The following is a 25,730-nucleotide window of genomic DNA, read 5'->3' on the forward strand; positions in this document are numbered from 1 at the left end:
TCTTGACAGCAAAATCCTGCCGATATTCTAGCCTTGCGCCTTGGGAACACGCAAGAACTTCATATCTGAAGACGCTTGAGCACTCCGGGCAGTTGCTCGGGAAGGTCTTCCGCGATCAATCCCGGGCCAAAAGCGCGCGCGCACTCCACGTGAAGCCAGACGGCGGTTTCGGCGGCATTCAGCGGGTGCAATCCACGTGCCAGCAGCCCGGTCAAAAAACCCGCCAACACGTCGCCCGCTCCTGCAGTCGCCAGCCACGACGCGGCCCGGTCATATTGGGCTGAATGGATCGAGCACCGACCTTCCGGACCCGCAATCACAGTGTCCGGTCCCTTGAAAAGAACCACGCACCCTGCCCTGCCGGCCGCCTCGCGCACGGCATCAACCTTTGAGAAAGCTGGTCCATCCTTGGGGTGCAAGGAAAGCTTGGCCGAGATGTCGGGGAACAGACGGGCGAATTCACCGCCGTGAGGTGTCAGGACGCAGTTTTCATGCAGGATCGCCATCAGTGACGCTGGATCTTCAGCAAATGCCGAAAGAGCGTCAGCATCCAGCACGGTTGCCCTTCCGGACTCCAATGCCACGGGGACCAGCGATCGGGCCTTGTCCAGGCCCAATCCGGGCCCTAGGCACAGCGCGTTCAGGCGTTGGTCCCGCAATGCAATGGCCAGCCCATCCGCGCCTGCGATCTGCTCAATCATGACCGCGGTGACTTGGCTGGCGACTTCCTGCAATGCGGCGGGAGGGACACCCAGCGTGACAAGACCGGCGCCCACGCGCAACACTCCGCGGGCAGCCAATCGCGCGGCACCTGTTCTACCTGTGTCGCCTGTCAGGATCAGCGCATGACCGTGGCCGTATTTGTGATCGAAAGCCGATTTCCGCAGATCAGGCAGATCTTCGGGGCCCAACAACACGCTCGGCCGGTCATCTGCCGTTTCTTCAACTGACAGAGCCGGCAGACCGATATCGACAACGGACATCCTGCCACAGCACTCTGGTCCCTCGGCCAGATAATGGCCCGGCTTTGCGGTATGAAACGTCACCGTCAGGTTGGCCGACACGGCGCAGTCTTCGGGGGCAAATCCCTCTGACACCAGACGCCGACCACTGTCCGCGCATAGGCCGCTGGGAATGTCCACACAGACGACACGTGGGCAACCACCTTCCGACAGTGACGCTTTCCACTGGCCCAATTTACGCATTGTGCGGGGCAGCCCTGCTACCGGTCTCGTCAGCCCGGTTCCGAACAAGGCATCAACCGCCAGAACAGTATCCGAACAGGCCGCTGCGTAGGCATCGAGCGCGTCATCAGACAGCCCATGGCACGAACCCATCGCGCACCAGCGCTCATAATTCGCCCGCGCGTCTGCAGGCAACTTCTCGGGGTCGCCCAACAGGAAGAGGTCCACGACCCACCCCCACTCTTTCAGAATGCGCGCAACTACAAAACCGTCGCCGCCATTGTTGCCCGGCCCGCAGAACACAACGGCCCGGCCGGACCCGGCCGCGAGGTCAGGCCAGGTTTCAAAGACGGCCTCGACCACACCGCGACCTGCGCGCTCCATCAGTTCCAGGCCGGTGACAAGGCCGGATTCAATTGCGGCGCGTTCAGCCGCCCTCATCTGGGACGAACTCAACAGTTTTGGCATCCGAAACCCTCGCGCGATTCAAATTTGATTACTTTTTGTGCAACTTGCCTAAAAATTGGCCCGCCGCCCAGAATCCCTTCACCAGCAGACGGTCAATTCGGCAATCGCATTGCCGCCCGATCTTAGACGTGATCACTGCCATTCTGACAACCATGCGAGGTGAGCCCGGATGAAAAAGATCGAAGCGATCATCAAGCCGTTCAAATTGGACGAAGTGAAAGAGGCCCTGCAGGACGTTGGTGTCCAGGGCCTCAGCGTGATCGAAGTCAAGGGCTTCGGACGCCAGAAAGGACACACCGAACTGTACCGCGGCGCGGAATATGTGGTGGACTTTCTGCCCAAGGTCAAAGTCGAGGTCGTTCTGGATGCCGATCAGGTCGATGCGGCCATCGAAGCCATCGTGTCGGCCGCCAAGACCGACAAGATCGGGGACGGCAAGATCTTTGTCTCGTCCGTTGAACAAGCCATTCGCATCCGGACCGGCGAGACCGGCTCGGACGCGCTGTAAAACCAATTCTGCAATCTAGAGGAACATAGTAATGAGCAAGGACGCAGTTCTTCAGCTGATCAAAGACGAGGGTGCCGAGTATGTCGACATCCGCTTCACCGATCCGCGTGGCAAGCTTCAGCACGTGACCGTCATGGCCGACCAGGTCGACGAAGACTTCCTTGAGGAAGGCTTCATGTTCGACGGTTCGTCCATCGCCGGCTGGAAGTCGATCGAAGCATCGGACATGAAACTGATGCCCGATACCGAAAGCGCTTATGTCGATCCCTTCTATGCGGAAAAGACTATCTGCCTGCACTGCTCGGTCGTGGAACCCGATACCGGCGAAGCCTATGAGCGTGACCCCCGCGGCACCGCGCAGAAGGCCGAAGCCTACCTGAAGTCTTCGGGCGTTGGCGACGTGGCTTACATGGGCCCCGAGGCCGAGTTCTTCCTGTTCGACGACGTGCGCTTCTCGAACAGCATCAACAAGGTATCCTACGAAGTTGATGCAACCGATGCGTCTTGGAACACCGACACCGAATACGAGATGGGCAACATGGGCCATCGTCCGGGCGTCAAGGGCGGCTACTTCCCGGTCAACCCGATCGACGAGGCGCAGGACCTGCGTTCGGAAATGCTGTCGACCATGAAGCGTCTGGGCATGAAGGTCGACAAGCACCACCACGAAGTGGCCTCGTGCCAGCACGAGCTGGGCCTGATCTTCGACAGCCTGACCAAGCAGGCCGACGAGCTGCAGAAATACAAGTACGTCATCCACAACGTCGCGCACGCCTACGGCAAGTCGGCCACTTTCATGCCGAAGCCGATCGCAGGCGACAATGGCACCGGTATGCACGTCAACATGTCGATCTGGAAGGACGGCAAGCCGCTGTTTGCAGGCGACAAATATGCCGATCTGTCGGACGAAGCCCTGTGGTTCATTGGCGGTATCCTCAAGCACGCCAAGACCCTGAACGCTTTCACCAACCCGTCGACCAACAGCTACAAGCGCCTGATCCCGGGCTTCGAAGCCCCCGTTCTGCGCGCCTACTCGGCCCGCAACCGTTCGGGTTGCGTCCGTATCCCGTGGACTGAATCGCCGAAGGCCAAGCGCGTCGAGGCCCGCTTCCCCGATCCGTCGGCAAACCCCTACCTGGCGTTTGCGGCACTGCTGATGGCCGGCCTGGACGGCATCAAGAACAAGATCGATCCGGGCGAAGCCATGGACAAGAACCTGTACGATCTGCCCGCCGAAGAACTGGCCGGTATCCCGACCGTCTGCGGCAGCCTGCGCGAGGCGCTGGAATGTCTGGCGGCCGATCACGACTTCCTGCTGCAGGGCGACGTGTTCACCAAAGACCAGATCGACGGCTACATCGCACTGAAGATGGAAGAGGTCGAAACCTACGAGCACACTCCGCACCCGGTCGAATACGGCATGTACTACAGCTGCTGACCCCGGTCGGAAGTCCAATGAAAAGACCTTGGGGGCGTCCTGTCGGGCGCCCCTTTTCAGTGGTGCAAGGCCCCGATATTTCCCTTTGTGACAGGCGCCTTTGCCGCTAGGCTGAAGATCAATTCAATTATCAGGATTTTTCATGCGCCTTCTCGCCCTGACCCTCTCTGCTGCACTTCTTGTTTCAGGCGCTGCTGCGCAGACGATCGACCGGATCAAAGAAACTCGCGAAATCCGATTTGGGTTTCGTACAGATGCTGCCCCGCTTTCGTTCATCAACGACAAGGAGCGACCCGACGGGTTGTCCGTGATGGTCTGCGACCAGGTTGCCCGAGCTATCGCCAGCCGACTTGGTGCGGATGACCTCACCGCACAGTTCATTCCGGTGCAGTCGGATACGCGCTTTGACATGGTCGCCTCTGGCCAGATCGACCTGCTATGCGGCGCGGCGACAATCACACTGTCGCGGCGGGAAACCGTCGATTTTTCGATTCCGATCTTCGTAGACGGAACATCGGTTTTGCTGCCGATAGATGCGGAAACCACGATGGCATCGCTTTCCGGCAAGAAAGTCGGCATGCGCAGCAGCACGACCACCGAAGAAGCCGTGTTCAACTCGTTCGGATCAGCGGGGATCGAGGCAAAGCTCGTTCGGTTCGCCTCACATCCCGACGGGATCAAGGCTTTGAGGGACGGAGAGATCGACGCCTATTTCGCCGACCAATCCATCCTTTTGGTGAATTATCTGGCAGCTGGATTGAAGGACGACTTCAAAATCTCGCAAGAGATTCTGACGATTGAAAAGCAAGGCCTGGCCCTTGCGCGGGGCGATGATGACTTTCGCCTGATGGTCGATGAGATCCTGTCGCAGATGTATGCCCAAGGCACGATGGAAGAGCTCTTTCGCGCCGCGCTGCCCGGGATTGAACCCAGCGAGGCCCTGAAAGCCCTGTACGTTATCGCACCCACCCTGCCCTGATTTCCAGGAGGTCCCCATGCGCCTTACGGTCCTGTCCGTTTTCATTGCACTGAGTGCACCCATGGCGGCGCAGTCCGCTCCCTGCGGGAATACAGGCGCCGGCTTTGAAGTCTGGAAGGCCGATTTTGCCAAGCAGGCGCGCAAAGCCGGAGTGAAGAAAAAAGGGCTGCAGGCTCTGGCGCAAACCCAATACGCCACGCGAACCATCGCCGCGGATCGGGGGCAGAAAAGCTTCAAATACTCCCTCGACAAGTTCATGAAGGTCCGAGGGGCGGATACGATCGTGGCCCAGGGGCGCAAGCGCAAGGCCAGAAACCCGGAATTCTACGCGGCGCTGGAGCGTCAGTACGGTGTCCCGGCTGGTGTTCTGATTGCCATTCACGGCATGGAAACCGGGTTCGGAAACTTCATGGGCGACAGCCAGGTTGTTTCCGCAATCACAACATTGGCCTACGATTGTCGCCGGTCCGACTTCTTTGTTCCCCATGCCATCGGAGCGCTGAAACTGGTCGATCAGGGGGCGATCACGGTGGCAACAAAAGGGGCAAAACATGGCGAGTTGGGCCACACCCAGTTTCTGCCCGGCAATGCTCTGACCTATGGCGTGGACGCCACGGGTGACGGGCGCGTGGACTTCTACAACATGACGGATGCGTTGGCCTCAACCGCAAATTTTCTTCGGCAGAAAGGGTGGAAACCCGGCCGGGGCTATCAACCCGGCGAACCGAATTTTGCGGTGATCCAGCAATGGAATGCCGCATCGGTTTACCAAAAATCAATTGCGATCATGGCCGCTCGAATCGACAACTGAGGCTTTGTCAGCAACCTGACCGCCGCACTCAATTCCGCCACATTGCTGCCACAGTGTCGGGCGGAAAGCTCTAATTTCTTGGTTTCCAAAGCGTAATCAATCGTCGCAAAAATTCATTTTTTTGCAATATGGTCAAAATTTGACCCTCATCACCAACTAGAGTGTTGGTTCAGTATTCGTACGGCAGAGGGCAAGACTGTGACCACGAAGCACAGATACCACGGTGGCCTGCAATTCAACGGCGACACGAACGGCGCGTTGGAGCGGTTCGGCCATATCGTGGTGGCAACTCTTGAGGACTACGGGCATCTTGTGGAACGCAAGACCCTGCTGAGCCAGACCGAGGCAACCATCGTGTCCAGCCAGTACCTTGTCCGTTTGACCCTCGAGTCCGAACCCCGGGAGACCAGCGACCGCTATGGGCGTCTGGACCGTACGGTTGGCCTGAAGACTATGGTGCGCCCATCGGCGGCACGACCGCGCAACCGATTGGTGATTTCGGTCTCGCCTGTTTCCGGCCTGGTGGATGACCCCGAGATCTCCGAGTTGATGCTTGTCGTCATGCTGTATCGGATGGTCGACATCTGCTCGACGCAACGAGTGGAATGGCTGTCGCCGAAAACCGTTTTGACGATCGAACAGTTCATGGGCGCGTTTGACTCGTTGATGCCACGCAAGCAGCGGGACCGCCGCGAGGCGTTCGAGGCGGTCAGCGGACCTTTCGCGGGCCTTGAGCCCGCTGCAACTGATGACCAGGAGGCCGTCAAATCGCCGGCAAAGCCGCCGCGCCCGATTCAATTGACCGATGAGCAATTGCTCAGCATCGCCTTCCGTTCCGACGAGGCCGACGCACCCGTTTCCGATGCACCGGCCGCGACGGATGGCGATGAAGACCGGCCCAGTGACGCGTTGCGACTGACCAGCTGGGCCCTGACCGGTGCCGTTGCCAGCCTGTCGGCGCCGATCGCTCTGTCGATGGCCGCTGTGAACCTCATCCGGGGCGAAGACTTTCGCCTGAACACTCAGGTCCTGGCCTATACGGTCGCCATCGTGTCGCTGAACTCAAGTGGTGCCTTTGCCGATGTCGCCAATGCGATCGGACTGTAACTGAATTACCAGAAGACCCTCCTTGGAGGCCCCGCCATCAGGCGGGGTTTTCCATTTCTGGCAGGTGCTCGACCGGCACGACATAGGTGTGGATCGAGAACACCACGGCCCGTGTCTCGGGCAACCGCAAAAGCGTTTGCCGCTCGCTGCGCAGATACCGGGTGGTACCACGGTCACGGATCTCGCGCGGGGCGCTGGCACTGCGGGGCTGGTGCAACTCGGGGTCATCGTACCACAGCGCGTTGAACCGCCACAAAGGCCGAGCAATTTGAATCCCGTCAAACAGGCGCTGCACCCGGCGCGCGATGTTGGGATCATAGCTGTCGACCGGCTCGTGAATGGCGATCAGTGGTCGCATGAATTTCTCGGACAGACGCCAGCTGGCGGGAAAGCACAGGATGGCCCCGGTCAGCACATGCCCGTCGCCCTGTTTCTGCAGGATGCAGAAATCCTCCTGCGCCAGCAGGCAAAGCGTATCCAAAGGATTGTCGCGATCAATCGGCACGGCGGCCCCATCCGGGCGCTGCGCGGTGTCGGCCGCCTCGGGATAGACCTGCGCCAGAACTAGGTCCAGCAGCTCGACGGCGGCCGGGTGCGCCTGCGCGTCCAGCGCCAGAACGTCGTCCCGGCGGGTTTCAAGCAGGTGCTGGCGGTGGCGCATCTGCGCGGCGAAGGCATCATCGCGATGCAACCAGTCGTCCATCGTGGTCGGCGCGATTCCCGGCAGCGGTCGCTGGTGGGTCGGATCGTAGGGTAGAGTCTGTTGCACAATGACTGTCATGGCTTTGGGTTAGCACCCGAAACAGGCCATGTCGGTCAAAAAGCGACTGGCAAATCGTCGCAATTCACCCAGACGGGGCCGCCCTGCCCGGTCACGCTGAACCGGCAAGCAGGGAGGCGCGCCGTGAACCACCACTACCGAGACACCCGCAAGATCGACCCCAGCCGCGGCGCGAAGCTGGGCGACGGCACGCCGAACGACAATGACCGGATCGAGATCGGCCCCACCCAACTTGCATTCAGCGAATGGGCCGCCGCCGGGTTGCAACTGCCCAACCTGGACCGGATGCGCGACTATCGCTGGAAACGGCTGACCCAGGCAATCGTCGATCGAGGCTATGGCGGGCTGCTGATGTTCGACCCGCTCAACATCCGCTATGCGACCGACAGCACCAACATGCAGCTGTGGAACACACACAACCCGTTCCGGGCGGTGCTGTTGTGCGCCGATGGCTACATGGTGATCTGGGACTACAAGAACTCGCCCTTTTTGTCGAAATTCAACCCGCTGGTGCGGGAACAGCGCTCGGGCGCGGACTTGTTCTATTTCGACAGGGGCGACAAGGTGGACGTACAGGCGGACGTGTTCGCCAACGAGGTGCGCATACTGATGCAAGACCACGCCCCCGGCCACACTCGGCTGGCGGTGGACAAGATCATGCTGCACGGCCTCCGCGCGCTCGAGGCACAGGGCTTCGAGATCATGGAGGGCGAGGAAGTCACCGAAAAGACCCGCGCCATCAAGGGCCTTGACGAGATCCTTGCCATGCGTTGCGCCAGCCACGCCTGCGAAACCGCCGTGGCCGAGATGGAGAAGTTCGCCCGCGCCCATGTGGGCGACGGCAAGACCTCCGAAGATGACATCTGGGCCGTTCTGCACGCCGAAAACATCAAGCGCGGCGGCGAGTGGATCGAAACGCGCCTGCTGGCCTCGGGGCCGCGCACCAACCCGTGGTTTCAGGAATGCGGGCCGCGGATCACTCAGAAGAATGAAATCATCGCCTTTGATACCGATCTGATCGGCAGCTACGGCATTTGCGTCGACATCTCGCGCACTTGGTGGATCGGGGATGAAAAACCCCGGCCCGACATGGTCTATGCCATGCAGCATGCGCATGAGCACATCATGACCAACATGGACATGCTGAAGCCCGGCGTGATGATCCCCGAGTTGACCGCCAACTGCCACAGGCTGGACGACAAGTTCCAGGCGCAGAAATACGGCTGCCTGATGCATGGCGTGGGCCTGTGCGACGAGTGGCCTTTGGTGGCCTATCCCGACAAGGCGGTGCCCGGCGCCTATGACTATCCGCTGGAACCCGGCATGGTGCTGTGCGTCGAGGCAGCCGTGGGCGAAGTCGGCGGCGATTTCTCGATCAAGCTCGAGGATCAGGTGCTGATCACCGAGGATGGATACGAAAACCTGACCACCTACCCGTTCGATGCCGCTCTTATGGGGCTCGACTAGGTCTCAATCCCTCCAGTGAGAGCGACGTACATTTCCGTGCCAGTCCTCAAGCACCGGCTCTGCCGATGCGCCCGGCGAAAACGTGTCTTGGGGCCAGTGCAGTCCGGCGGCAAATCCGATGGCCGTGGCCAGAAAGACGGCAACCGCCGTACCGACCTGTGCAACTTCGAAATGCGCCACGTTTGTCGAATGTGTCATCTCCGCGCTCCTTGATCTTTTGGTTTCGGTTAGGCCGAACATGGGAGCTTCTGACTCATTATTAAAACCAATTGTTGTTCGCCTAGACTTCACAAATTGTGATCAACGCGCTGACAAAGGGCACCTCACGATCACCGCCTGCGCCCTCACCTTCCCGTGACGGTCCTGTCACAAGGGTTGAGACTGCACTGCCTTATTCACAGTATTGCGCTTAGCATCACAGCCTGAGGACCCTACATGCCCACAGAACGCGTCACATTTTCCGGTCACGATGGTGGCAAGCTGGCTGCTCGGCTGGATCTCCCCGATGGGCCGGTGCTGGCAACTGCGTTGTTTGCGCATTGCTTTACCTGCTCCAAGGACATTCCCGCGGCCCGGCGCATCAGCGCGCGGCTTGCAGCGATGGGATTTGCCGTTCTAAGGTTCGACTTCACCGGGCTGGGCCATTCCGAAGGCGAGTTCGCCAACACGACTTTCACTTCGAACGTTGAGGATCTGATCGCCGCTGCGCAGTTTCTTGCGGGTCGGAACATGGCGCCTGACCTGCTTGTCGGGCATTCTTTGGGCGGGGCCGCGGTCTTACGGGCGCGGGCCGGTATACCCTCGGTAAAGGCGGTGGTCACGATCGGCGCCCCGGCCGATCCCGGCCATGTGGCTCATCACTTTGAAGACGCGCGGGGCCAGATCGAACAGGATGGCAGCGCCGAAGTTCTGCTGGGTGGGCGCCCCATCCGCATCGGCCGAGAGTTTGTGCGCGACATCTCTGAATCCGAACTGACGCCCTCGATTTCCGAGTTGAAGGCCGCGCTGCTGATCCTGCATGCGCCGCGTGACGAAACAGTCAGCATCGACAATGCCAGCACGATCTTTCTGGCCGCCAAGCACCCTAAAAGCTTTGTAACGCTGGACGACGCAGACCACCTGATCACCCGTCCGAAGGATGCAGAATACGCCGCCGACGTCATCGCCGCCTGGGTATCGCGCTATGTGCCGCTGTCGCCGCCCGCCCCGCCGCCGGGCGCGCCCGAAGGCGTTGTGCGCGTGACCGAAGTGGACCCGGGTGGTTTTCTTCAGGACATTCAATCAGGTCCAAGCCATCATGCCGTGGCGGATGAGCCGGCCTCTTACGGCGGGACTGATCGCGGCATGTCGCCTTATGGCTTTGTTTCTGCCGGGCTTGGGGCGTGCACTTCGATGACCATCCGAATGTATGCGCGACGCAAGCAATGGCCCCTGACCGGGATCAGCGTGGATGTCTGTCACAACAAGGTGCACGCGCAGGACGCGGGGTTGGCCGGGGATGGAAAGGTCGACCAGTTCCGCCGCAAGATCCGACTGGACGGACCGCTGGACAATGACCAGCGGACCAAGCTTCTTGAGATCGCCGACAAATGCCCGGTGCACCGCACGCTTGAAAATTCAGCGCATATCACCACCGAACTGCTGCCGCCGGAACCTGTTGCGGCTCCGGCGTGAACCGTTACCCGTTCCGGATGGCCTATCGCCGTGGCGCAGGCCTGTGGATCGGGGGCCGTGCCGCCGGTGGGCGGGCCACGGGCGGTCGAGGACGCGCCGGCGGCTTGGCGATCGGAGGTTTCGGTCGCGCGGGCGGCTTCGCAATTGGCGGCTTGGGTTTGGGCGGCGGTTTTCCACCCGGCGGTTTACCCGGCGGCGGAGGACGGTCCACGTCAATGTCGACATTCACGTTGCGGTAGTAGTCGTTCCACAGCATCGAGTCATAGAACGGGTCATATCCGTATCCTACGCCGACCGTGACGCCCTCACAGCCCGAGAGGGTGAATCCCCCGGCCCCAAGCCCCAGAACGATGACGGATCGCTTTAAAAATGTTCCTGCCATTTTCACGCCCTCACTGCACTGACCGGAATGACGCGAAGATGGCATTCAGATCCTCGACATAGCCAGGATCTGCACCATCGCGCAAGATGGTCACCACAACCGCGACACGGTTGCGCGGCAGGTCGATCACCGTCGCAGTGAAGTTGATCCCGCGCCCGTCACGAGTGCCGGTGCCGCGAATGACCCGGGCCGGCAAACCGCCAATGCGCATGTTCGCATCACTTGTCACCTCTGGGTTTTTCACCAGAAACTTGTCGACATCCTGCAAGTAACGGACCCCGTCCTCGATGCTGGCAACGCCGAACGGCGAAACGAATCCGATCCAGACCGAGTCATCTGTGACCGGGCGCGCAGCCATCACCCGGCTTACGGACCGGGTATCGCCCAGTTGTGTATCCTCAAGATCGCGTGGGCCGCCCGTGCGCAGCATCCAGAAATCCGGGACATCGAACTGAAACAGCGCACGCCCCCCTTCGGTGTAGGTGACCGGCGTATCGCTCAGCCCCGCACCCGTCATGCCGACCCAAAAAGCCGCGCCGATGGCAAAAAGGTTTTTCTTAAACAAGCTGATATCTCTATTTGTTAGTGTCATCGTCCTGAGGATGAGCGATGCAACCCGCGCTTGTCCAGTTTTTAAAGAGTTTTGCTCAGGGGGCCCGCCCGACCTGCGTTGCCGCCTAGTCTGCATATACGCCGACTGTCGCATCGCCGGCCTCTCCCACAAATCGGATCCGCGTACCGTCCGACTGAACATCGTAACAGGCCCAAAAGTCAGACGGTGGCCAGATCGAACAGTATCTGTCATCCCGCACCGCCCAGCGCCCCGAGCTGGGTCGACCCGAGAAATACTGCGTGGCCATAGACGGCTCGAAGACCTGTGTGGCTCCGTTGTCATAAGCCAGCGTCCGGCCCGACAGGGCGTCGAGAATCTGCGCGCCCGTCAGCGGTCGGAACGTGTCGGCCGCCAGAATTCCGGGCCAAACCAACAAAATCAGGGCAAACCGTCTCATCCCGCGTCTCCTGCCTTGTCCCAACGGTCCGGCGAGTCTATCACCCGCGCCAACACCCATTGCCAACCGAAAAAGGTGCCGCCGCCCATGATTCCCCGCTATTCCCGCCCCGAAATGGTTGCCGTCTGGTCGCCCGAGACCAAGTTCCGCATCTGGTACGAGATCGAGGCCCATGCCTGCGACGCGATGGCCGATCTGGGCGTCATCCCGCGCGAAAACGCCGAGGCCGTCTGGAAGGCCAAGGACGTGGAATTCGACGTGGCCCGCATCGACGAGATCGAGGCCGTGACCAAGCATGACGTCATCGCCTTTCTGACCCATCTGGCCGAGCATGTCGGCAGCGATGAGGCCCGTTTCGTCCACCAGGGCATGACCAGCTCGGACGTGCTGGATACCTGCTTCAACGTGCAACTGACCCGCGCCGCCGACATCCTGATCGCCGATCTCGGAGGCCTGCTGGCCGCGCTCAAGCGCCGCGCCTACGAGCACAAGGACACTGTCCGCATCGGCCGCAGCCACGGCATTCATGCCGAACCCACCACCATGGGCCTGACCTTCGCGCGCTTCTACGCCGAGATGGACCGCAACCTGTCGCGGATGCGCGACGCCCGCGCCGAGATCGCCACCGGCGCCATCAGCGGCGCGGTCGGCACCTTCGCCAATATCGACCCCCGCGTCGAAGAACATGTCTGCGAAAAGCTGGGCCTGGTGCCCGAGCCGATCAGCACGCAGGTCATCCCGCGCGATCGCCACGCGGCCTTCTTTGCCACGCTGGGCGTGATCGCCAGCAGCATCGAGAACATCGCGATCGAAATCCGCCACATGCAGCGCACCGAGGTTCTGGAGGCCGAGGAGTTCTTTTCCAAAGGCCAGAAGGGCTCGTCGGCGATGCCGCACAAGCGCAACCCGGTGCTGACCGAGAACCTGACCGGCCTGGCCCGGTTGGTGCGCATGACCGTGATCCCGGCGATGGAGAACGTGGCCCTATGGCACGAGCGCGACATCAGCCACAGCTCGGTCGAGCGCAACATCGGCCCCGACGCCACCGTGACCCTGGATTTCGCCCTGTCGCGCCTGACCGGGGTGATCGACAAGCTGGTGGTCTATCCGGACAACATGCTGGCCAACATGAACAAGTTCCGCGGTCTGGTCATGAGCCAGCGCGTGCTGCTGGCCCTGACTCAGGCCGGCGTCAGCCGCGAGGACGCCTATCGCCTGGTGCAGCGCAACGCGATGAAGGTCTGGGAAGAAGGCAAGGATTTCAAAACCGAACTGCTGGCCGACCCGGACGTGACCGCGGCGCTGAGCAAGGAAGAGATCGAAGAAAAATTCGACCTTGGTTATCACACCAAACATGTCGACACGATCTTCGAGCGAGTGTTCGGCGAGTAACCCTCGACGCAGGAACGGCTTTTGCCGGGGCCCGGGTCGCACAGCGCGATCCGGGCCCCTGTCTTTTGCGGAAACGTCCGAAATCGGCTATGCTGGGTGGGCAATTTCCGTTCAAGGAGAGCCCACCATGATCCGCACGACCCTCTGCGCACTGGCCCTTGCCCTGTCCGCCTCGTCCGCATTCGCCTGCCAAGGCCACAGCAAGCAGTCGCAGTCCTGTGCGCCCGGCACGACTTGGGATTCGGCCTCGGAAAGCTGCGTGAAAAACGCCAGCAGCTGAATTCTTGTCCTACTTGTGAATAAAAGCGAGCCATTGGCTGTTAGCTTTTTTGAAGAACGCACTATGCTTCTTGCGAGCAGCCCTTGGAACGGAGTAGGACAATGCGCCTTTTGATGGCCACGGCACTAGCCCTTCAGACATTTGCCTTTGCCCCCGCGGTCAGTGCCGCCGGCGGTGACAGCAGCCCCCCAAAACCGACAAATACCACCAAGAAATGCCTGTTCGGCCGCGTCTATGACGAAGCAGCCGGCCGTTGCGTAAAGCCGAACAAGACCAATTTCAGCGAAGAGCAATTGTATCAGGCCGTGCGCGAGCTTGCTTATGACGGCCAGTTCGAAAATGCGCAGAACGTGTTGCGGGTTATGGATCAAGACGATGATCGCGTTTTGACGTATTGGGGTTTCACCTACCGCAAAATGGGCGAAGCCGAGCTGGCCGAAACCTATTACCAACGCGCAATCGAATCCAATCCTGACAACATCCTGGCCCGCAGCTACATGGGCCAAGGATATGTCACCGAAGGGAAAACCGAACTGGCCATCGCGCAATGGCGCGAGATCAAGTCACGCGGAGGAGAAGGCACCTGGGCCGAAGCGTCTCTGCGCGAGGCGATCCACACGGGGCTGACTTACAGCTACTAGGTTCAGTCTTTCTTTACTCGACTCTCGCTAATCTGCCTGCGGAACAAAAATTGACACCGCAGGCAGATGCAAGATTCACATGCTTTGGTACAGACCGCACCGGGTAATTCTGCTCCGGCCGAGAAACAGACGGATGACGCCCCTCGCGTCGTACCTCGCCAACTCACGCCCGGCCAGAAGGCCGCCATCATCGTACGCCTGCTGTTGAACGAGGGGGCCGATCTTCCGTTGGAGGAGTTGCCCGACGAACTGCAGGAACGGCTGACCCTCCAACTGGGCCGGATGGGGCTGGTAGACCGCGTGACCCTCGCTGCGGTCGCGCAAGAATTCGCGGATGCGCTGGACAGCGTCGGACTTGCTTTTCCGCACGGCTTGGCCGGGGCGCTGGACGCGGTAAATGGCAAGATTGCCCCGGCAACCGCCGCCCGGCTGCGCAAGGTCGCGGGTGTGCGCCAGGTCGGCGATCCATGGCTGCGCCTGCGTGACACCCCTGCCGAAGACCTTGCGCGTATGGCTCAGGCCGAAAGCACCGAAGTTGCGGCCGTCATGCTATCCAAGCTCGAAACGGCGAAGGCAGCACAGTTGTTGGCGCAATTGCCCGGGCCGGTGGCCAGACGGATTACCTATGCCGTTTCAAAAACCGCCAACGTGACGCCCGAGGCGGTGGAGCGGATCGGCTGGTCCCTGGCCGCGCAACTCGATCAACGCCCAGTTCCGGCCTTCACCGATTCACCCGACACGCGCGTCGGGGCGATCTTGAACCAATCCCCCCCATCCACGCGTGACGGGCTGCTGGACGCGCTCGATGAGGAGGATACTGAGTTCGCCAGCGCTGTTCGAAAGTCCATCTTCACCTTTGCGCACATCGCCACGCGTATAGCTGCACGGGATGTGCCTGCCATCCTGCGCGAAGTCGATCAGCCGGTTTTGATAACTGCTCTGGCTGGCGCAAGAACCGAGGATGACAAGGCCTCGGTCGACCATCTGCTGTCCAACATATCCGCACGGATGGCCGACAACCTGCGCGAGGAAATTGCTGAACGCGGCAAGGTCAAGCAGGCCGAAGCAGAGGAGGCCATGACCCAGATTGTCGGTGCGATCCGCACACTCGTGGACGCAGGCACAATCACCTTGGTCGAAGCGGACGCCGATGGCAACGAGGACTAAGGGCTGCCCGCCGCTGGCTCGGATGCCGTAGAACCAGGGCTCGGGACAATGCTTGTGGTTGTTGCGCGCCGGCTGTATGTCTGAATCCGCAATTCACAACACCCGGTGAGATCCCCCGATGCCCGTCGAAAAGTCGGAACTGAGCCGCTTTGAGCTTGGTCAATACTATGTCGCCAACCTGTTCCTGAAAGGCATGATCGGCGCAATGCGCCTTTTGCCCTATGAACGGCGCATTGCGACGATGGGGGCGATCGTGCGCGGGTTGGCCCCGGCAGTTGGGTTCACCAAACGTGTGCGAAGCAACCTGAAACTGACCTGCCCTGACCTGCCTGAAGCCGAAGTCAAACGCATTTGCCGTGCGGTGCCCGACAACGCAGGCCGCGCGATCATGGAACACTTCTCGCCCGAGGATTTCACTGAACGGCAGAAGAACGCAAAAGTATCAGGTTCAGGAATCGCCGCATTTGAACAAGCGGTGGCCGAAGGTCGGCCGGTGATGATGATCACCGCACATTTCGGCCACTACCTTGCTGCGCGGATCGCTTTGCAGGCGCGCAGCGGCAAGCCGATTGGCTGCCTGTACCGCCGCATGGCCAATCCGTATTTCAACGAGATGTATGTCGACGCCTTCCACAAAACCGGCGAGCCGATGTTCGAACAAGGTCGGCGCGGCATGGTGGAAATGGTTCGGTCCCTGAAAAAGGGCGGCATCATCGCCATCGTATCGGACCTGCACGCCCATGGCGGTGAAGAATTGACGTTTTTTGGCAAACCCGCAGTCACGTCGGTTTTGAACGCGGAATTGGCAATGAAATACGATGCCGTTCTCATTCCTTGTTATGCGGTGCGCCAAGCCAACGGTATCGATTTCGAGATCGTTTTGCATGATCCGGTGCCGCATACGGACCCCAAGACCATGACCCAATTCATCAACGATGACCTCGAAGGCATGGTGCGGAAACATATGGGCCAGTGGTTCTGGATTCACCGACGGTGGAAAGCCTGGAATGGGCTGGGTGTGCAGCCTCAGGACATGCCCTGAGCCGCCCTCTACTTCACCCTTGTTGAGGCGATGATCGGGCCACTGCCGGTGCCCTGAATCAGAACCACCGCGGGCAGGTCCGAAGACAGTTCGATCTGAAAATCCTGTTCAGCCGACCCGTTCCATCGGCCCGCTTCGTGCCATTCCTCAACGACATTCGCGTAGTCCAGATCGTGTCCGGCCAGCTCGCCCCGTCGAATCGACGCGTGGCGCAAGGGCGTGTATTGCACGACCACGACGTCATAGTTTTTGGCGTCGACGAGGTCGACCGGGGCAACGCGGACCGTAACCGTGTTCCCGGACCTCTGCGCCGAAACCGACGCGGTGGGCGCAGCAGTCAAATGCGCGTCGATCAATCGGTTCAAGTCACGGGATTTGGCGCCAACGACATCCTGCTGTCCGTTGATCACCATCTGAGGGGTATAGATCATCGAACGGCCGCCGCGCCGCGCATACGCTCGTTGACGGTCCGTATGCGCCGGATCGGCATACTCGTCCTTCCAACCGATGTAGTCCCAATAGTCCACGTGCAGCGCCAAGCCGATCACGTCGTCGCGCTTGGCGAGATCGTGCATGATCGCATCTGCCGGCGGGCAGGACGAACACCCCTGCGAGGTAAACAATTCGACCACCACCGGGCTGTCCGCCCAGGCCGAAGACGCCGACAGGAATACGGACGCAAGAACTGTGGTCAGGGCTGATCTTTTCATTTCACTCTCTGTTTGAGGAGCCTGCAAGCACCGGTGTACTCCGCCACCGGATCAAGCGCCAATCAAGGTTTCTTGAGACAGGTTTCGGCGGCAATTCGCAAAAATGTGTGCAATGGTATACAAAAATTGCCGCACCCGCCCTGTTGGACCTTGAACCGCAGGCCATGGTGATGCAGATACCGCTCAGCGAATCCCAATTCCACGTCATTTGAGAGGGAGGCCACAGATGCCCATCAAAGTCGGACAGGATACCGCCAAGACACGCCGCAGCCTGAGCGTGAATGGCAAGTCCATCTCGTATTACTCGATCCCCGCCGCGCAAGAGGCCGGCCTGGGCGATTTCTCCAAGCTTCCCGCCGCGCTGAAAGTGGTGCTGGAAAACATGCTGCGGTTCGAGGACGGCGGTTTTTCGGTTTCCGTCGATGACATCAAGGCCTTTGCCGAATGGGGCGCCAACAACGGGAAGAACCCGCGCGAGATCGCTTACCGCCCTGCCCGCGTGCTGATGCAGGACTTCACCGGCGTTCCGGCCGTTGTCGACCTGGCCGCGATGCGCGACGGCATCAAGGCGCTGGGGGGCGATCCGCAGAAGATCAACCCGCTGAACCCCGTAGACCTGGTCATCGACCACTCGGTCATGATCGACGAATTCGGCAACCCGCGCGCGTTCCAGATGAACGTGGACCGCGAATATGAACGCAACATGGAGCGCTACCAGTTCCTGAAATGGGGCCAGAGCGCGTTCAACAACTTCCGCGTGGTACCGCCGGGCACCGGCATCTGCCACCAGGTGAACCTGGAATACCTGGCCCAGACCGTCTGGACCGACACCGACCAGAACGGCGAAGAAGTCGCCTACCCCGATACACTGGTCGGCACCGACAGCCACACCACCATGGTCAACGGCATGGCCGTTCTGGGCTGGGGCGTCGGCGGGATTGAGGCCGAGGCCGCGATGCTGGGTCAGCCGATCTCGATGCTGATCCCCGAAGTGATCGGGTTCGAACTGACCGGCGAGATGGTCGAAGGCACCACCGGCACCGACCTGGTTCTGAAGGTCGTCGAGATGCTGCGCGCTAAGGGCGTGGTGGGCAAGTTCGTCGAATTCTACGGCGAAGGCTTGGACCGCCTGCCGCTGGCCGACCGCGCAACCATCGCCAACATGGCGCCGGAATACGGCGCGACCTGCGGCTTCTTCCCGATCGACAACGAAACCCTGCGCTACCTGCGCAACACCGGCCGTGACGAGGACCGCATCGCGCTGGTCGAAGCCTATGCCAAGGAAAACGGGTTCTGGCGTGGGGCGGACTATGCTCCGGTCTACACCAACACGCTGTCCCTGGACATGAGCACGATCGTTCCCGCGATCTCGGGCCCCAAGCGTCCGCAGGATTATGTGCCGCTGACCAACGCCAAGGCCGCTTTCCGCCAGGAGATGGAAAACACTTTCAAGCGCCCGATGGGCAAGGAAGTGCCGGTCAAAGGCGAAGACTACACCATGGAATCGGGCAAGGTCGTGATCGCTTCGATTACGTCGTGCACCAACACCTCGAACCCCTATGTGATGATCGGTGCGGGCCTTGTCGCACGCAAGGCGGCGGCTTTGGGCCTGGACCGCAAACCGTGGGTCAAAACCTCGCTGGCGCCGGGATCGCAGGTCGTGTCCGCATATCTTGAGGCCGCTGGCCTGCAGGAAGATCTGGACAAGGTCGGCTTCAACCTCGTTGGTTACGGCTGCACCACCTGCATCGGCAACTCGGGCCCGATCCAGAAAGAGATCTCGGAAGCCATCGCCGAGGGCGACCTGGTGGCGACCTCGGTCCTGTCGGGCAACCGCAACTTCGAAGGCCGGATCTCGCCGGACGTGCGCGCCAACTACCTGGCTTCGCCGCCGCTGGTGGTGGTCTATGCGCTGGCCGGTACGCTGGACATCGACCTGACCTCGGAACCGATCGGTCAGGACAAGGACGGCAACGACGTCTACATGAAAGACATCTGGCCGACCCAGAAAGAGATCGCCGAACTGGTCGAGGCAACCGTAACCCGCGAGGCATTCCAGTCGAAATATGCTGATGTCTTCAAGGGCGACGAGAAATGGCAATCGGTCGAAACCACCGATGCCGAGACCTATGACTGGCCGCCGACGTCGACCTACATCCAGAACCCGCCCTACTTCCAGGGTATGGGGGCACAGCCGGGCACCATCTCGAACATCGAAGGCGCCAAGGTTCTGGCCATTCTGGGTGACATGGTCACCACCGACCACATCTCGCCGGCTGGTTCGTTTGCAACCACCAGCCCCGCGGGCAAATACCTGCTGGAGCGCCAGGTGCAACCACGCGAGTTCAACTCGTACGGATCGCGCCGCGGCAACCACGAGGTCATGATGCGCGGCACCTTCGCCAACATCCGCATCAAGAACGAGATGCTGGACGGTGTCGAGGGTGGTTACACCAAAGGCCCCGATGGGCAGCAGACCTCGATCTATGACGCATCGATGGCCTATCAGGCAGAAGGCACTCCGCTGGTCGTGATCGGCGGCGAGCAGTATGGCGCCGGTTCCTCGCGGGACTGGGCGGCCAAGGGCACCGCGCTGCTGGGTGTCAAGGCCGTGATCGCAGAAAGCTTCGAGCGTATCCACCGCTCGAACCTGGTGGGCATGGGCGTCATCCCGTTCGAGTTCACCGCCGGCGACAACCGCAAGACGCTGGGCTTGAAAGGCGACGAGACCTTCTCGATCCACGGTCTGGACACGATCCAGCCGCTGCAAGAGGTGCCCTGCACCATCACCTATGCGGACGGAACCGAGAAGACCGTCACGCTCAAGTGCCGCATCGATACCGCGCCCGAGATCGAATACATCGAAAACGGCGGCGTGCTGCACTATGTGCTGCGGAACCTGGCCAAGGCCAGCTAAGCCGGCACAAAGCCAAGAACGCAAGGGCGCCCCGGACGGGCGCCCTTTTTCGTTTCAGGTCTGCCACTATCGCGTTGTGTTCCGTGCAGATAAGCGGTCTGCTGAGGGCATGGAAAAAGTTGCCTTGATAACTGGTGGTGCTCGCGGAATCGGCCGGGCCATCGCGGTTGATCTGGCCGTGGATCATCGCGTCGCCCTGGCGTGGCACAAGACCGAACCGCAGCCCTTGCCCGATGACCGACCGGCCCTGACCCTGCACAGCGATCTCACGCAAGAAGGTCAGCCCGAAGACGTGGTGCGCCGCGTCATCGACAGGTTCGGCCGGCTGGATGTGATCATCAACAATGCCGGGTTGGTTCAGGCCACGCCGAAGGACAGCTTCAGCCGAACGGACCACCACGCCATTCTTGACCTCAACCTGCTGGTTCCGGCCGCGCTGCTGGCTGCCGCGTTGCCTCACCTGCAGCGGGGAGCGTCGATCGTCAGTATCTCATCAGTCAACGCCGAACTTCCCCCGCGCGATGCCGCGACCTATGGGGCCAGCAAGGCCGCGTTGAACCTGTGGACCCGCGCTATGGCGAAAGAATTGGGTCCGGACGGCATTCGCGTCAACGCGGTGGCACCCGGCGCGATCAACATCCCCGAAGCCCCAAGGCCCGACGATCTGACCGACCTGTTCGTTCAGAACACAGCGCTGGGGCGTGTTGGGATACCAGAGGACATAGCCCGCGCAGTTCGCTTTCTAGCATCCGAAGACGCGTCCTTCATCACCGGAGAGGTGCTGACCGTCTCTGGCGGGTATCGCCTTTAACCCCGGCGTTACTGCGCGGCGGCTTTTTCCAATGCGGGTCGGATAGTGCTCTCGATCACGCGCTGGGTGATCGGGCCGGCAAACCGCAGGATGATCGTGCCGTCACCATCGATCACGTAGGTCTCGGGCACGCCGTAGACGCCCCAGTCCAACCCCATGCGGCCATTTTCATCGCGCCCGATGGCGGCATAAGGATCACCCAGTTCGCTCAGGAAAGCGTCGGCGTTGGCCAGTTTGTCTTTGTAGTTGATGCCGTAGACCGGAATATCTTCCTGCGCCAGCTTCTCGAGGTTCGGATGCTCGGCGCGGCAGGGAGCACACCAGCTGGCCCAGTAGTTCACCAGCTTGACCTGGCCGTCGCGCAGGGTTGCATCGTCGAACCCCTGTTTCCCCGGAAACTCGGCCAGAACAACGGGCGGCGCGGGCTGGCCTTCGCGGGCCGAGGGCAGCGCGTTGGGATCTTCGCGGAACATGCCAATGGCCGCCAGCACTGCAAAGGCTCCGAAAATCAGTGGTGGAGCAATCATCAACGGCGAGATCTTAGCCATTGCGCGACATCCTCTGTTCGATCTTTTCCATCTCGGCCCGGACCTTGCGACCACGCAGGATGCTGAAAACCACCAGTGCCACCAGCAAAACGATCGAGGCCGCGTAGGAAGACAGAACCGTTTCCGCGTATTTTCCCAGATCAGGCATCATCCGTTTACCCTTTCCCGTGCCAGCAGCGCCTTGATGCGCCGCGCGCGGATTTCGGTGCCGGTCCGGTACAGGACCAGCGCGATGAACAGCAGCACGAAGCCGATGATGCAGGTCAGCAGCGGGTAGAAGTACACGTTGCTGACCTTCTCGGTGGTGTCCGTGCCGGTTATCGCCCCTGCGCGCATCACCGATGCGCCCTGATGCAGGCCCTGGTTCCAGAAATTCACCGCATAGCGGCTGAGGATGGCAAAGACCGAGCCCACGATGCACAGGACCGAGGTCAGGTCCGCCGCCGTGTCGGGGTCTTCGATCGCCTCCCACAGGGCGATGTAGCCCAGATAGAACAGGAACAGGATCAGGAACGAGGTCAGGCGCGGATCCCAGGCCCACCAGGTGCCCCACATGGGCTGCCCCCAGATGGCGCCGGTGGCCAGCGCGATCAGGGTCATCACGATGCCGATCGGCGCTGCGGCGCGTGCGGCAAGGGCGCTGACATGGTGGCGGCGCACCAGCCAGACCAGCGAGGTGACCAGCATCATCAGCCAGCAATTGATGGCCATCAGCGCCGATGGCACATGCAGGTAGATGATCTTGACGGTAGACCCCTGCTTGTAGTCATCCGGCGTGAAGAAGAACCCCCACACCAGCCCGACGACCAGAAACAGGGCCGAGCTGATCCAGAAGAACGGCAGGACCCGCTCGCTGGTGGCGAGGAACTTGCGCGGGTTGGCGTATTCCCACAGGGCGTTGGCTTTGGCTGCTATCGACATGGGCCTTATCTAGTCCGAGTCGGGGGCGTTCTCAATTGACATCGGTCAACGTGCCCCAATCATCTGAGGTTGATGCGCAGCACCGCCGCGCTGGCAAAAGGCAGAAGGGCGACCGTGGCGGCGGTGATCCCGGCCAGCATCAGCAGCGGGGTCTGGACCTCCATCCCGGTGGCACCACGGCGCGCGACCTCGGCCCCGAAGATCAGCGTTGGCACGTATAGCGGCAGCACCAGCAGCGACAGCAGCAGGCCGCCGCGCTTGAGCCCCACGGTCAGGGCTGCGCCGAAAGTGCCGATCACGCTGAGCGCGGGCGTGCCGATCAGCAGCGAGACGACCAGCCAGCCGAAACCGGGGCCGGGCAGGTTCAGCAGCACCCCAAGCACCGGCGCGGCCAGCACCAGCGGCAGGCCGGTGGTGATCCAATGCGCCAGCGCCTTGATCGTGACCACCGATTCCAGCGGCAGCGGCGCGGTGGCCAGCAGGTCGAGCGACCCATCCTCCCAATCCAGTGCCAGCAGACGATCCAGCGACAGCAGACAGGCCAGCAATGCGCCCAGCCACAGCACCCCCGGCGCGATGGTCGCCAACAGCGAGGATTGCGGACCCACCGAAAACGGCACCAGAACGGTGACGATCAGGAAGAAGGCTAGCCCGAGGCCGAACCCTCCGCCCGCGCGGAAGGACAGTTTCAGGTCACGCAGCAGCAGGGCGATCACAGGAAGCCTCCGTCGAAGTCATCCAGCGCCTTCGGGCGCGCCTTGTTGGGGCCGACATCCAGGACCTCACCATCGAGACCCAGGTCGATATGGGTGGCAATCAGGGCCGAGCCGCCCTGCCCCAGATGCGCCCGCACTGCATCGGCGAACATTGCCACGGCGGTCTTGTCCAGTGACACGGTGGGTTCGTCCAGCATCCAGATCGGTCGGCCGGTCACCAGCATTCGGGCCAGACCCAGGCGGCGTTTCTGGCCCGCCGACAGGTTGCCTGCGTGACGATCGGCCAGTTCGTTCAGGGCAAAGGCATCCAGCGCCGGCTGTATGTCACGCGTGCCAAAGACCGAGGCCCAGAAGGTCAGGTTCTCGGTCACGGTCAGGGTGGGTTTCAGCCCGTCGGAATGGGCGGCATAGGCGATCCGGTCCTCTGCCCCCTCGATCCGGCCCGAGAGCGGCGGTTGCAGCCCGGCCAGCGTGCGCAGAAGGGTGGTCTTGCCGATCCCGTTCGGGCCGCGCAGGATCAGCGCCTTGCCCGGGGGCAGCGCGAAACTGAGGCCTTCGAGCACGGGCACACCCCCTCGGGCGATGGCAAGGTCGGTCACGGTAAGTGTCATGAGACCCGCTTATCCGATTGGTTGCGGGGGAAAAAGGACGGATTTGCCGCAGGGCCTGTTGACGGTGTGGGATGTGAGGGGCCAGATGAAGCGGTCAGACCGGCAACAGGGCCAGAGCGATACGGCGCCCCTCGGACAAGAGCACGTTGTAGGTGCGGCAGGCGGAGGGCGAGTTCATGATCTCGACCCCGATGCCGGCGTCTTCGAGGGTCGACCGCAAATCAGAGGGTATGTGAGACAGATCAGCGCCAGTGCCGATGAACAGAACGTCGACCTGATTGGCCAGCTCAACAAGGCTCTCGCTGTCCGCAAAACCGCCCCACGGTCCGGTCCCTCCGGGGCCTGTCAGAACACTGCCTTCGTGAACCTCGCCGCCTATCCGAAAAAATCCCGGCCCATAGCCATCAATCGGAACTGCGTTGGTATATGTGATCTCGTTCAGACGCATGTGATCTTCTATCCCCAAAGCGGCAAGCCCGACAAGGCCGCAGCAGCGATGACTGCATACGCGATCACGCGGTAGACCCGTTCCCTGGCAGGCTGAAACATCCAGCCGCCCAGCCAATTTCCTGCCAGATTCGGAACGGCAAGCGCCAGCCCCAACCCAACCGTTGACCAGGTCAATTGCCCGAACGCAGCGAGATATCCGAAGATCAGAAAATCAAAGGCCAGAAGAAACAGCAGGATCGTGGCCCGAACAACTGCCACAGGCAACGGGCGAGACATGTAGAACAGGATTACCGCCGGACCCGGGATGCCTGCAACGCCCCCCAAAAAGCCGGCCACAGCGCCGATGGCAGTTACCATGTTGCGCCGGACTTCGCCGTTGTACCGCAGCCCCGAAATCAGCACGACCAGCATGAACAGGGTCACGAGGCTGACGGCGTAGCGAAAAACCTCAGGCTGGACTCGGGTCAATATCGACAGTCCGACCGGCAGCAAAAGTGCACACCCGACGACAAGTCGCACGAGATCGCGTTTGTCGACATCAACCCAGGCGCGGCGCAGATTGGGAAGTGGCCCGAAGACATCCATGCAGGTCAACGCGATCAAAGCCCCGAACGGACCAAGATAAGGCGTCGACAGCGGCAGAAAGATCAGCGCGGTGCCGAACCCGGAAAACCCTCGAACGATTCCACCCGCGAGGGCTGCAAAAATGATGACGGCCAATCCCGTTGGGGATTGGCCGAACACATCAGGCATCAATATTGGCAAACTGGTTGCCGGCCGTGTTCGATGGCTTGGACCAATCGCGTTTGACCCCCAGCCACAGCAGGATGGTCGAGGCCACGAAAACCGACGAATAGGTCCCTACGATCACGCCCCAGATCATCGCGAAGACGAACCCGCGGATCACGTCACCGCCGAGCACATACAGCGAGACAAGCGCCAGCAACGTGGTGACCGAGGTCATGACGGTTCGGCTGAGCGTTTCATTGATCGAGAGGTTCAGCACCTCTTTCAGGTCCTTCTTCTTGTATTTACGCAGGTTCTCACGCACCCGGTCGAATACGACCACGGTATCGTTCAGCGAGTAACCGACGATTGTCAGAAGCGCGGCGATAATCGCGAGGTCGAAGCGGATCTGCAGCTCGGAAAAAATACCGATCGTCAGCAACACGTCATGCACCAGCGCGGCGACCGCCCCCAGCGCGAACTGCCATTCGAACCGCAGCCAGATGTAGACCAGCACCGCTCCGATCGCCAGAACCACAGCAATCACGGCTGTTTGGATCAGCTCGCCCGATACTTTCGGGCCCACGGATTCCACCGAAACGAACTGGATATCTGGGACTACCGCCTGCAAGGCGCCTTCGACTGCCGCGATGGTTTCGGCCGTGACAGATTCGGCACCGTCCTGCGCTTGAATGCGGATCATGGCCACGTTCTCATCAGGCCCGAATGTCGGGTCGAAGATTTCGGTGATGGTGACATCCCCGAGGCCCAGCGGCGCAATGGCGTCGCGGTAAACACCGACATCCAATTCCTGCGTGCTCTGGGTCCGGATCGTGGTACCGCCCCGGAAGTCGATCCCGAAGTTCAAACCTTGGAGCATGAACGAAGCGAATGCGATTACCATCATCAGGCCCGAAATGCCCAGCCAGACCTTCCAGCGGCTGAAGAAATCGAACGAGGTGTTTTCGGGTACGAGTTTCAGTCTCATG

The 25,730-nt window shown here is 61.1% G+C and carries 29 protein-coding genes; 14 read left to right on the forward strand and 15 right to left on the reverse strand.

Features of this window, described 5'->3' with window-relative positions; translation table 11 throughout:
• Positions 1-59: 59 nt before the first annotated feature.
• Positions 60-1,652, reverse strand: a complete 1,593-nt coding sequence (locus tag AC2FML_RS04610; protein ID WP_496782187.1) for an NAD(P)H-hydrate dehydratase — start codon at positions 1,650-1,652, stop codon at positions 60-62.
• A gap of 169 nt (positions 1,653-1,821) precedes the next feature.
• Between AC2FML_RS04610 and AC2FML_RS04615 the strand changes: the two genes are divergently transcribed.
• The 5 genes from AC2FML_RS04615 to AC2FML_RS04635 all read left to right on the forward strand — a co-directional run bounded on the left by AC2FML_RS04615 (position 1,822) and on the right by AC2FML_RS04635 (position 6,495).
• Positions 1,822-2,160 carry a P-II family nitrogen regulator gene (locus tag AC2FML_RS04615; RefSeq protein ID WP_093962420.1) on the forward strand — a complete coding sequence of 113 codons (339 nt, stop codon included), beginning with the start codon at positions 1,822-1,824 and terminating at the stop codon, positions 2,158-2,160.
• A gap of 31 nt (positions 2,161-2,191) precedes the next feature.
• Positions 2,192-3,598: a type I glutamate--ammonia ligase gene (gene glnA / locus AC2FML_RS04620; protein ID WP_093962421.1), complete on the forward strand. Its 1,407-nt coding sequence runs from the start codon at positions 2,192-2,194 to the stop codon at positions 3,596-3,598.
• A gap of 142 nt (positions 3,599-3,740) precedes the next feature.
• On the forward strand, positions 3,741-4,577 hold the full coding sequence (locus AC2FML_RS04625; protein WP_496782189.1) for an amino acid ABC transporter substrate-binding protein: 837 nt from the start codon (positions 3,741-3,743) through the stop codon (positions 4,575-4,577).
• 16 nt (positions 4,578-4,593) lie between these two features.
• Complete coding sequence (locus AC2FML_RS04630; protein ID WP_496782190.1) at positions 4,594-5,388, forward strand: lytic murein transglycosylase; 795 nt, start codon at positions 4,594-4,596, stop codon at positions 5,386-5,388.
• A 198-nt stretch (positions 5,389-5,586) separates the two neighbouring features.
• On the forward strand, positions 5,587-6,495 hold the full coding sequence (locus AC2FML_RS04635; RefSeq protein WP_496782192.1) for a hypothetical protein: 909 nt from the start codon (positions 5,587-5,589) through the stop codon (positions 6,493-6,495).
• Between the two features lie 37 nt (positions 6,496-6,532).
• Here AC2FML_RS04635 and AC2FML_RS04640 read toward each other — a convergent pair whose 3' ends face one another.
• Entirely contained in the window at positions 6,533-7,264 is a 732-nt protein-coding gene (locus AC2FML_RS04640; RefSeq protein WP_496782194.1) for a heme-dependent oxidative N-demethylase family protein, read from the reverse strand.
• A 135-nt stretch (positions 7,265-7,399) separates the two neighbouring features.
• Between AC2FML_RS04640 and dddP the strand changes: the two genes are divergently transcribed.
• Positions 7,400-8,743, forward strand: coding sequence for a dimethylsulfonioproprionate lyase DddP (dddP, locus tag AC2FML_RS04645; protein ID WP_496782196.1), 1,344 nt, complete (start codon positions 7,400-7,402; stop codon positions 8,741-8,743).
• Positions 8,744-8,746: 3 nt separating this feature from the next.
• Here dddP and AC2FML_RS04650 read toward each other — a convergent pair whose 3' ends face one another.
• Complete coding sequence (locus AC2FML_RS04650) at positions 8,747-8,941, reverse strand: hypothetical protein (RefSeq protein ID WP_170449565.1); 195 nt, start codon at positions 8,939-8,941, stop codon at positions 8,747-8,749.
• Between the two features lie 237 nt (positions 8,942-9,178).
• Between AC2FML_RS04650 and AC2FML_RS04655 the strand changes: the two genes are divergently transcribed.
• Positions 9,179-10,417, forward strand: a complete 1,239-nt coding sequence (locus tag AC2FML_RS04655; RefSeq protein ID WP_170443113.1) for a bifunctional alpha/beta hydrolase/OsmC family protein — start codon at positions 9,179-9,181, stop codon at positions 10,415-10,417.
• 22 nt (positions 10,418-10,439) lie between these two features.
• On the opposite strand, the gene AC2FML_RS04660 is transcribed toward AC2FML_RS04655, so the two are convergent.
• The 3 genes from AC2FML_RS04660 to AC2FML_RS04670 form a co-directional block, all read right to left on the reverse strand.
• Positions 10,440-10,799 carry a hypothetical protein gene (locus AC2FML_RS04660; RefSeq protein ID WP_170338034.1) on the reverse strand — a complete coding sequence of 120 codons (360 nt, stop codon included), beginning with the start codon at positions 10,797-10,799 and terminating at the stop codon, positions 10,440-10,442.
• Between the two features lie 10 nt (positions 10,800-10,809).
• Positions 10,810-11,364, reverse strand: coding sequence for a hypothetical protein (locus AC2FML_RS04665; protein WP_244952358.1), 555 nt, complete (start codon positions 11,362-11,364; stop codon positions 10,810-10,812).
• A 112-nt stretch (positions 11,365-11,476) separates the two neighbouring features.
• Positions 11,477-11,809 carry a hypothetical protein gene (locus AC2FML_RS04670; protein ID WP_170358721.1) on the reverse strand — a complete coding sequence of 111 codons (333 nt, stop codon included), beginning with the start codon at positions 11,807-11,809 and terminating at the stop codon, positions 11,477-11,479.
• Between the two features lie 87 nt (positions 11,810-11,896).
• Here AC2FML_RS04670 and purB point away from each other — a divergent pair, with 87 nt between their 5' ends.
• The 5 genes from purB to AC2FML_RS04695 all read left to right on the forward strand — a co-directional run bounded on the left by purB (position 11,897) and on the right by AC2FML_RS04695 (position 16,331).
• On the forward strand, positions 11,897-13,201 hold the full coding sequence (gene purB / locus AC2FML_RS04675) for an adenylosuccinate lyase (protein WP_496782198.1): 1,305 nt from the start codon (positions 11,897-11,899) through the stop codon (positions 13,199-13,201).
• A 127-nt stretch (positions 13,202-13,328) separates the two neighbouring features.
• Positions 13,329-13,481, forward strand: coding sequence for an adenylosuccinate lyase (locus AC2FML_RS04680; RefSeq protein ID WP_141138470.1), 153 nt, complete (start codon positions 13,329-13,331; stop codon positions 13,479-13,481).
• 101 nt (positions 13,482-13,582) lie between these two features.
• Complete coding sequence (locus AC2FML_RS04685; protein ID WP_170438875.1) at positions 13,583-14,122, forward strand: tetratricopeptide repeat protein; 540 nt, start codon at positions 13,583-13,585, stop codon at positions 14,120-14,122.
• Between the two features lie 66 nt (positions 14,123-14,188).
• Complete coding sequence (locus tag AC2FML_RS04690) at positions 14,189-15,289, forward strand: flagellar motor switch protein FliG (RefSeq protein WP_496782199.1); 1,101 nt, start codon at positions 14,189-14,191, stop codon at positions 15,287-15,289.
• 118 nt (positions 15,290-15,407) lie between these two features.
• Positions 15,408-16,331, forward strand: coding sequence for a lysophospholipid acyltransferase family protein (locus tag AC2FML_RS04695; protein WP_170338026.1), 924 nt, complete (start codon positions 15,408-15,410; stop codon positions 16,329-16,331).
• 8 nt (positions 16,332-16,339) lie between these two features.
• Here the strand turns inward: AC2FML_RS04695 and AC2FML_RS04700 are convergent, their stop codons facing one another.
• Positions 16,340-17,041, reverse strand: coding sequence for a DUF1223 domain-containing protein (locus AC2FML_RS04700; RefSeq protein ID WP_170358715.1), 702 nt, complete (start codon positions 17,039-17,041; stop codon positions 16,340-16,342).
• 226 nt (positions 17,042-17,267) lie between these two features.
• Between AC2FML_RS04700 and acnA the strand changes: the two genes are divergently transcribed.
• The gene (acnA, locus tag AC2FML_RS04705; protein WP_496782200.1) at positions 17,268-19,958 is read left to right on the forward strand and encodes an aconitate hydratase AcnA; all 2,691 of its coding nucleotides are present in this window, start codon (positions 17,268-17,270) and stop codon (positions 19,956-19,958) included.
• 109 nt (positions 19,959-20,067) lie between these two features.
• Positions 20,068-20,769 carry an SDR family NAD(P)-dependent oxidoreductase gene (locus tag AC2FML_RS04710; RefSeq protein WP_170418207.1) on the forward strand — a complete coding sequence of 234 codons (702 nt, stop codon included), beginning with the start codon at positions 20,068-20,070 and terminating at the stop codon, positions 20,767-20,769.
• A gap of 8 nt (positions 20,770-20,777) precedes the next feature.
• On the opposite strand, the gene AC2FML_RS04715 is transcribed toward AC2FML_RS04710, so the two are convergent.
• The 8 genes from AC2FML_RS04715 to secF all read right to left on the reverse strand — a co-directional run bounded on the left by AC2FML_RS04715 (position 20,778) and on the right by secF (position 25,729).
• Positions 20,778-21,317: a DsbE family thiol:disulfide interchange protein gene (locus AC2FML_RS04715; protein ID WP_170366346.1), complete on the reverse strand. Its 540-nt coding sequence runs from the start codon at positions 21,315-21,317 to the stop codon at positions 20,778-20,780.
• Complete coding sequence (gene ccmD / locus AC2FML_RS04720; protein ID WP_005982370.1) at positions 21,310-21,468, reverse strand: heme exporter protein CcmD; 159 nt, start codon at positions 21,466-21,468, stop codon at positions 21,310-21,312. Before ccmD ends, AC2FML_RS04715 begins: the two co-directional genes overlap by 8 nt.
• Positions 21,465-22,238 carry a heme ABC transporter permease gene (locus AC2FML_RS04725; RefSeq protein WP_170438863.1) on the reverse strand — a complete coding sequence of 258 codons (774 nt, stop codon included), beginning with the start codon at positions 22,236-22,238 and terminating at the stop codon, positions 21,465-21,467. The genes ccmD and AC2FML_RS04725 overlap by 4 nt, the downstream gene beginning before the upstream one ends.
• Before the next feature lie 59 nt (positions 22,239-22,297).
• Positions 22,298-22,954, reverse strand: coding sequence for a heme exporter protein CcmB (gene ccmB / locus AC2FML_RS04730; RefSeq protein WP_093962439.1), 657 nt, complete (start codon positions 22,952-22,954; stop codon positions 22,298-22,300).
• Positions 22,951-23,565: a heme ABC exporter ATP-binding protein CcmA gene (gene ccmA / locus AC2FML_RS04735; RefSeq protein ID WP_170587276.1), complete on the reverse strand. Its 615-nt coding sequence runs from the start codon at positions 23,563-23,565 to the stop codon at positions 22,951-22,953. The genes ccmB and ccmA overlap by 4 nt, the downstream gene beginning before the upstream one ends.
• 94 nt (positions 23,566-23,659) lie before the next feature.
• Complete coding sequence (locus AC2FML_RS04740) at positions 23,660-24,013, reverse strand: Mth938-like domain-containing protein (protein ID WP_496782202.1); 354 nt, start codon at positions 24,011-24,013, stop codon at positions 23,660-23,662.
• Between the two features lie 8 nt (positions 24,014-24,021).
• The gene (locus tag AC2FML_RS04745) at positions 24,022-24,768 is read right to left on the reverse strand and encodes a TSUP family transporter (protein WP_496782204.1); all 747 of its coding nucleotides are present in this window, start codon (positions 24,766-24,768) and stop codon (positions 24,022-24,024) included.
• Positions 24,761-25,729 carry a protein translocase subunit SecF gene (secF, locus tag AC2FML_RS04750; protein WP_170366356.1) on the reverse strand — a complete coding sequence of 323 codons (969 nt, stop codon included), beginning with the start codon at positions 25,727-25,729 and terminating at the stop codon, positions 24,761-24,763. The genes AC2FML_RS04745 and secF overlap by 8 nt, the downstream gene beginning before the upstream one ends.
• Between the last annotated feature and the right edge of the window lies 1 nt (position 25,730).

The sequence above is a fragment of the Ruegeria sp. BHSC029 genome (assembly GCF_059613085.1).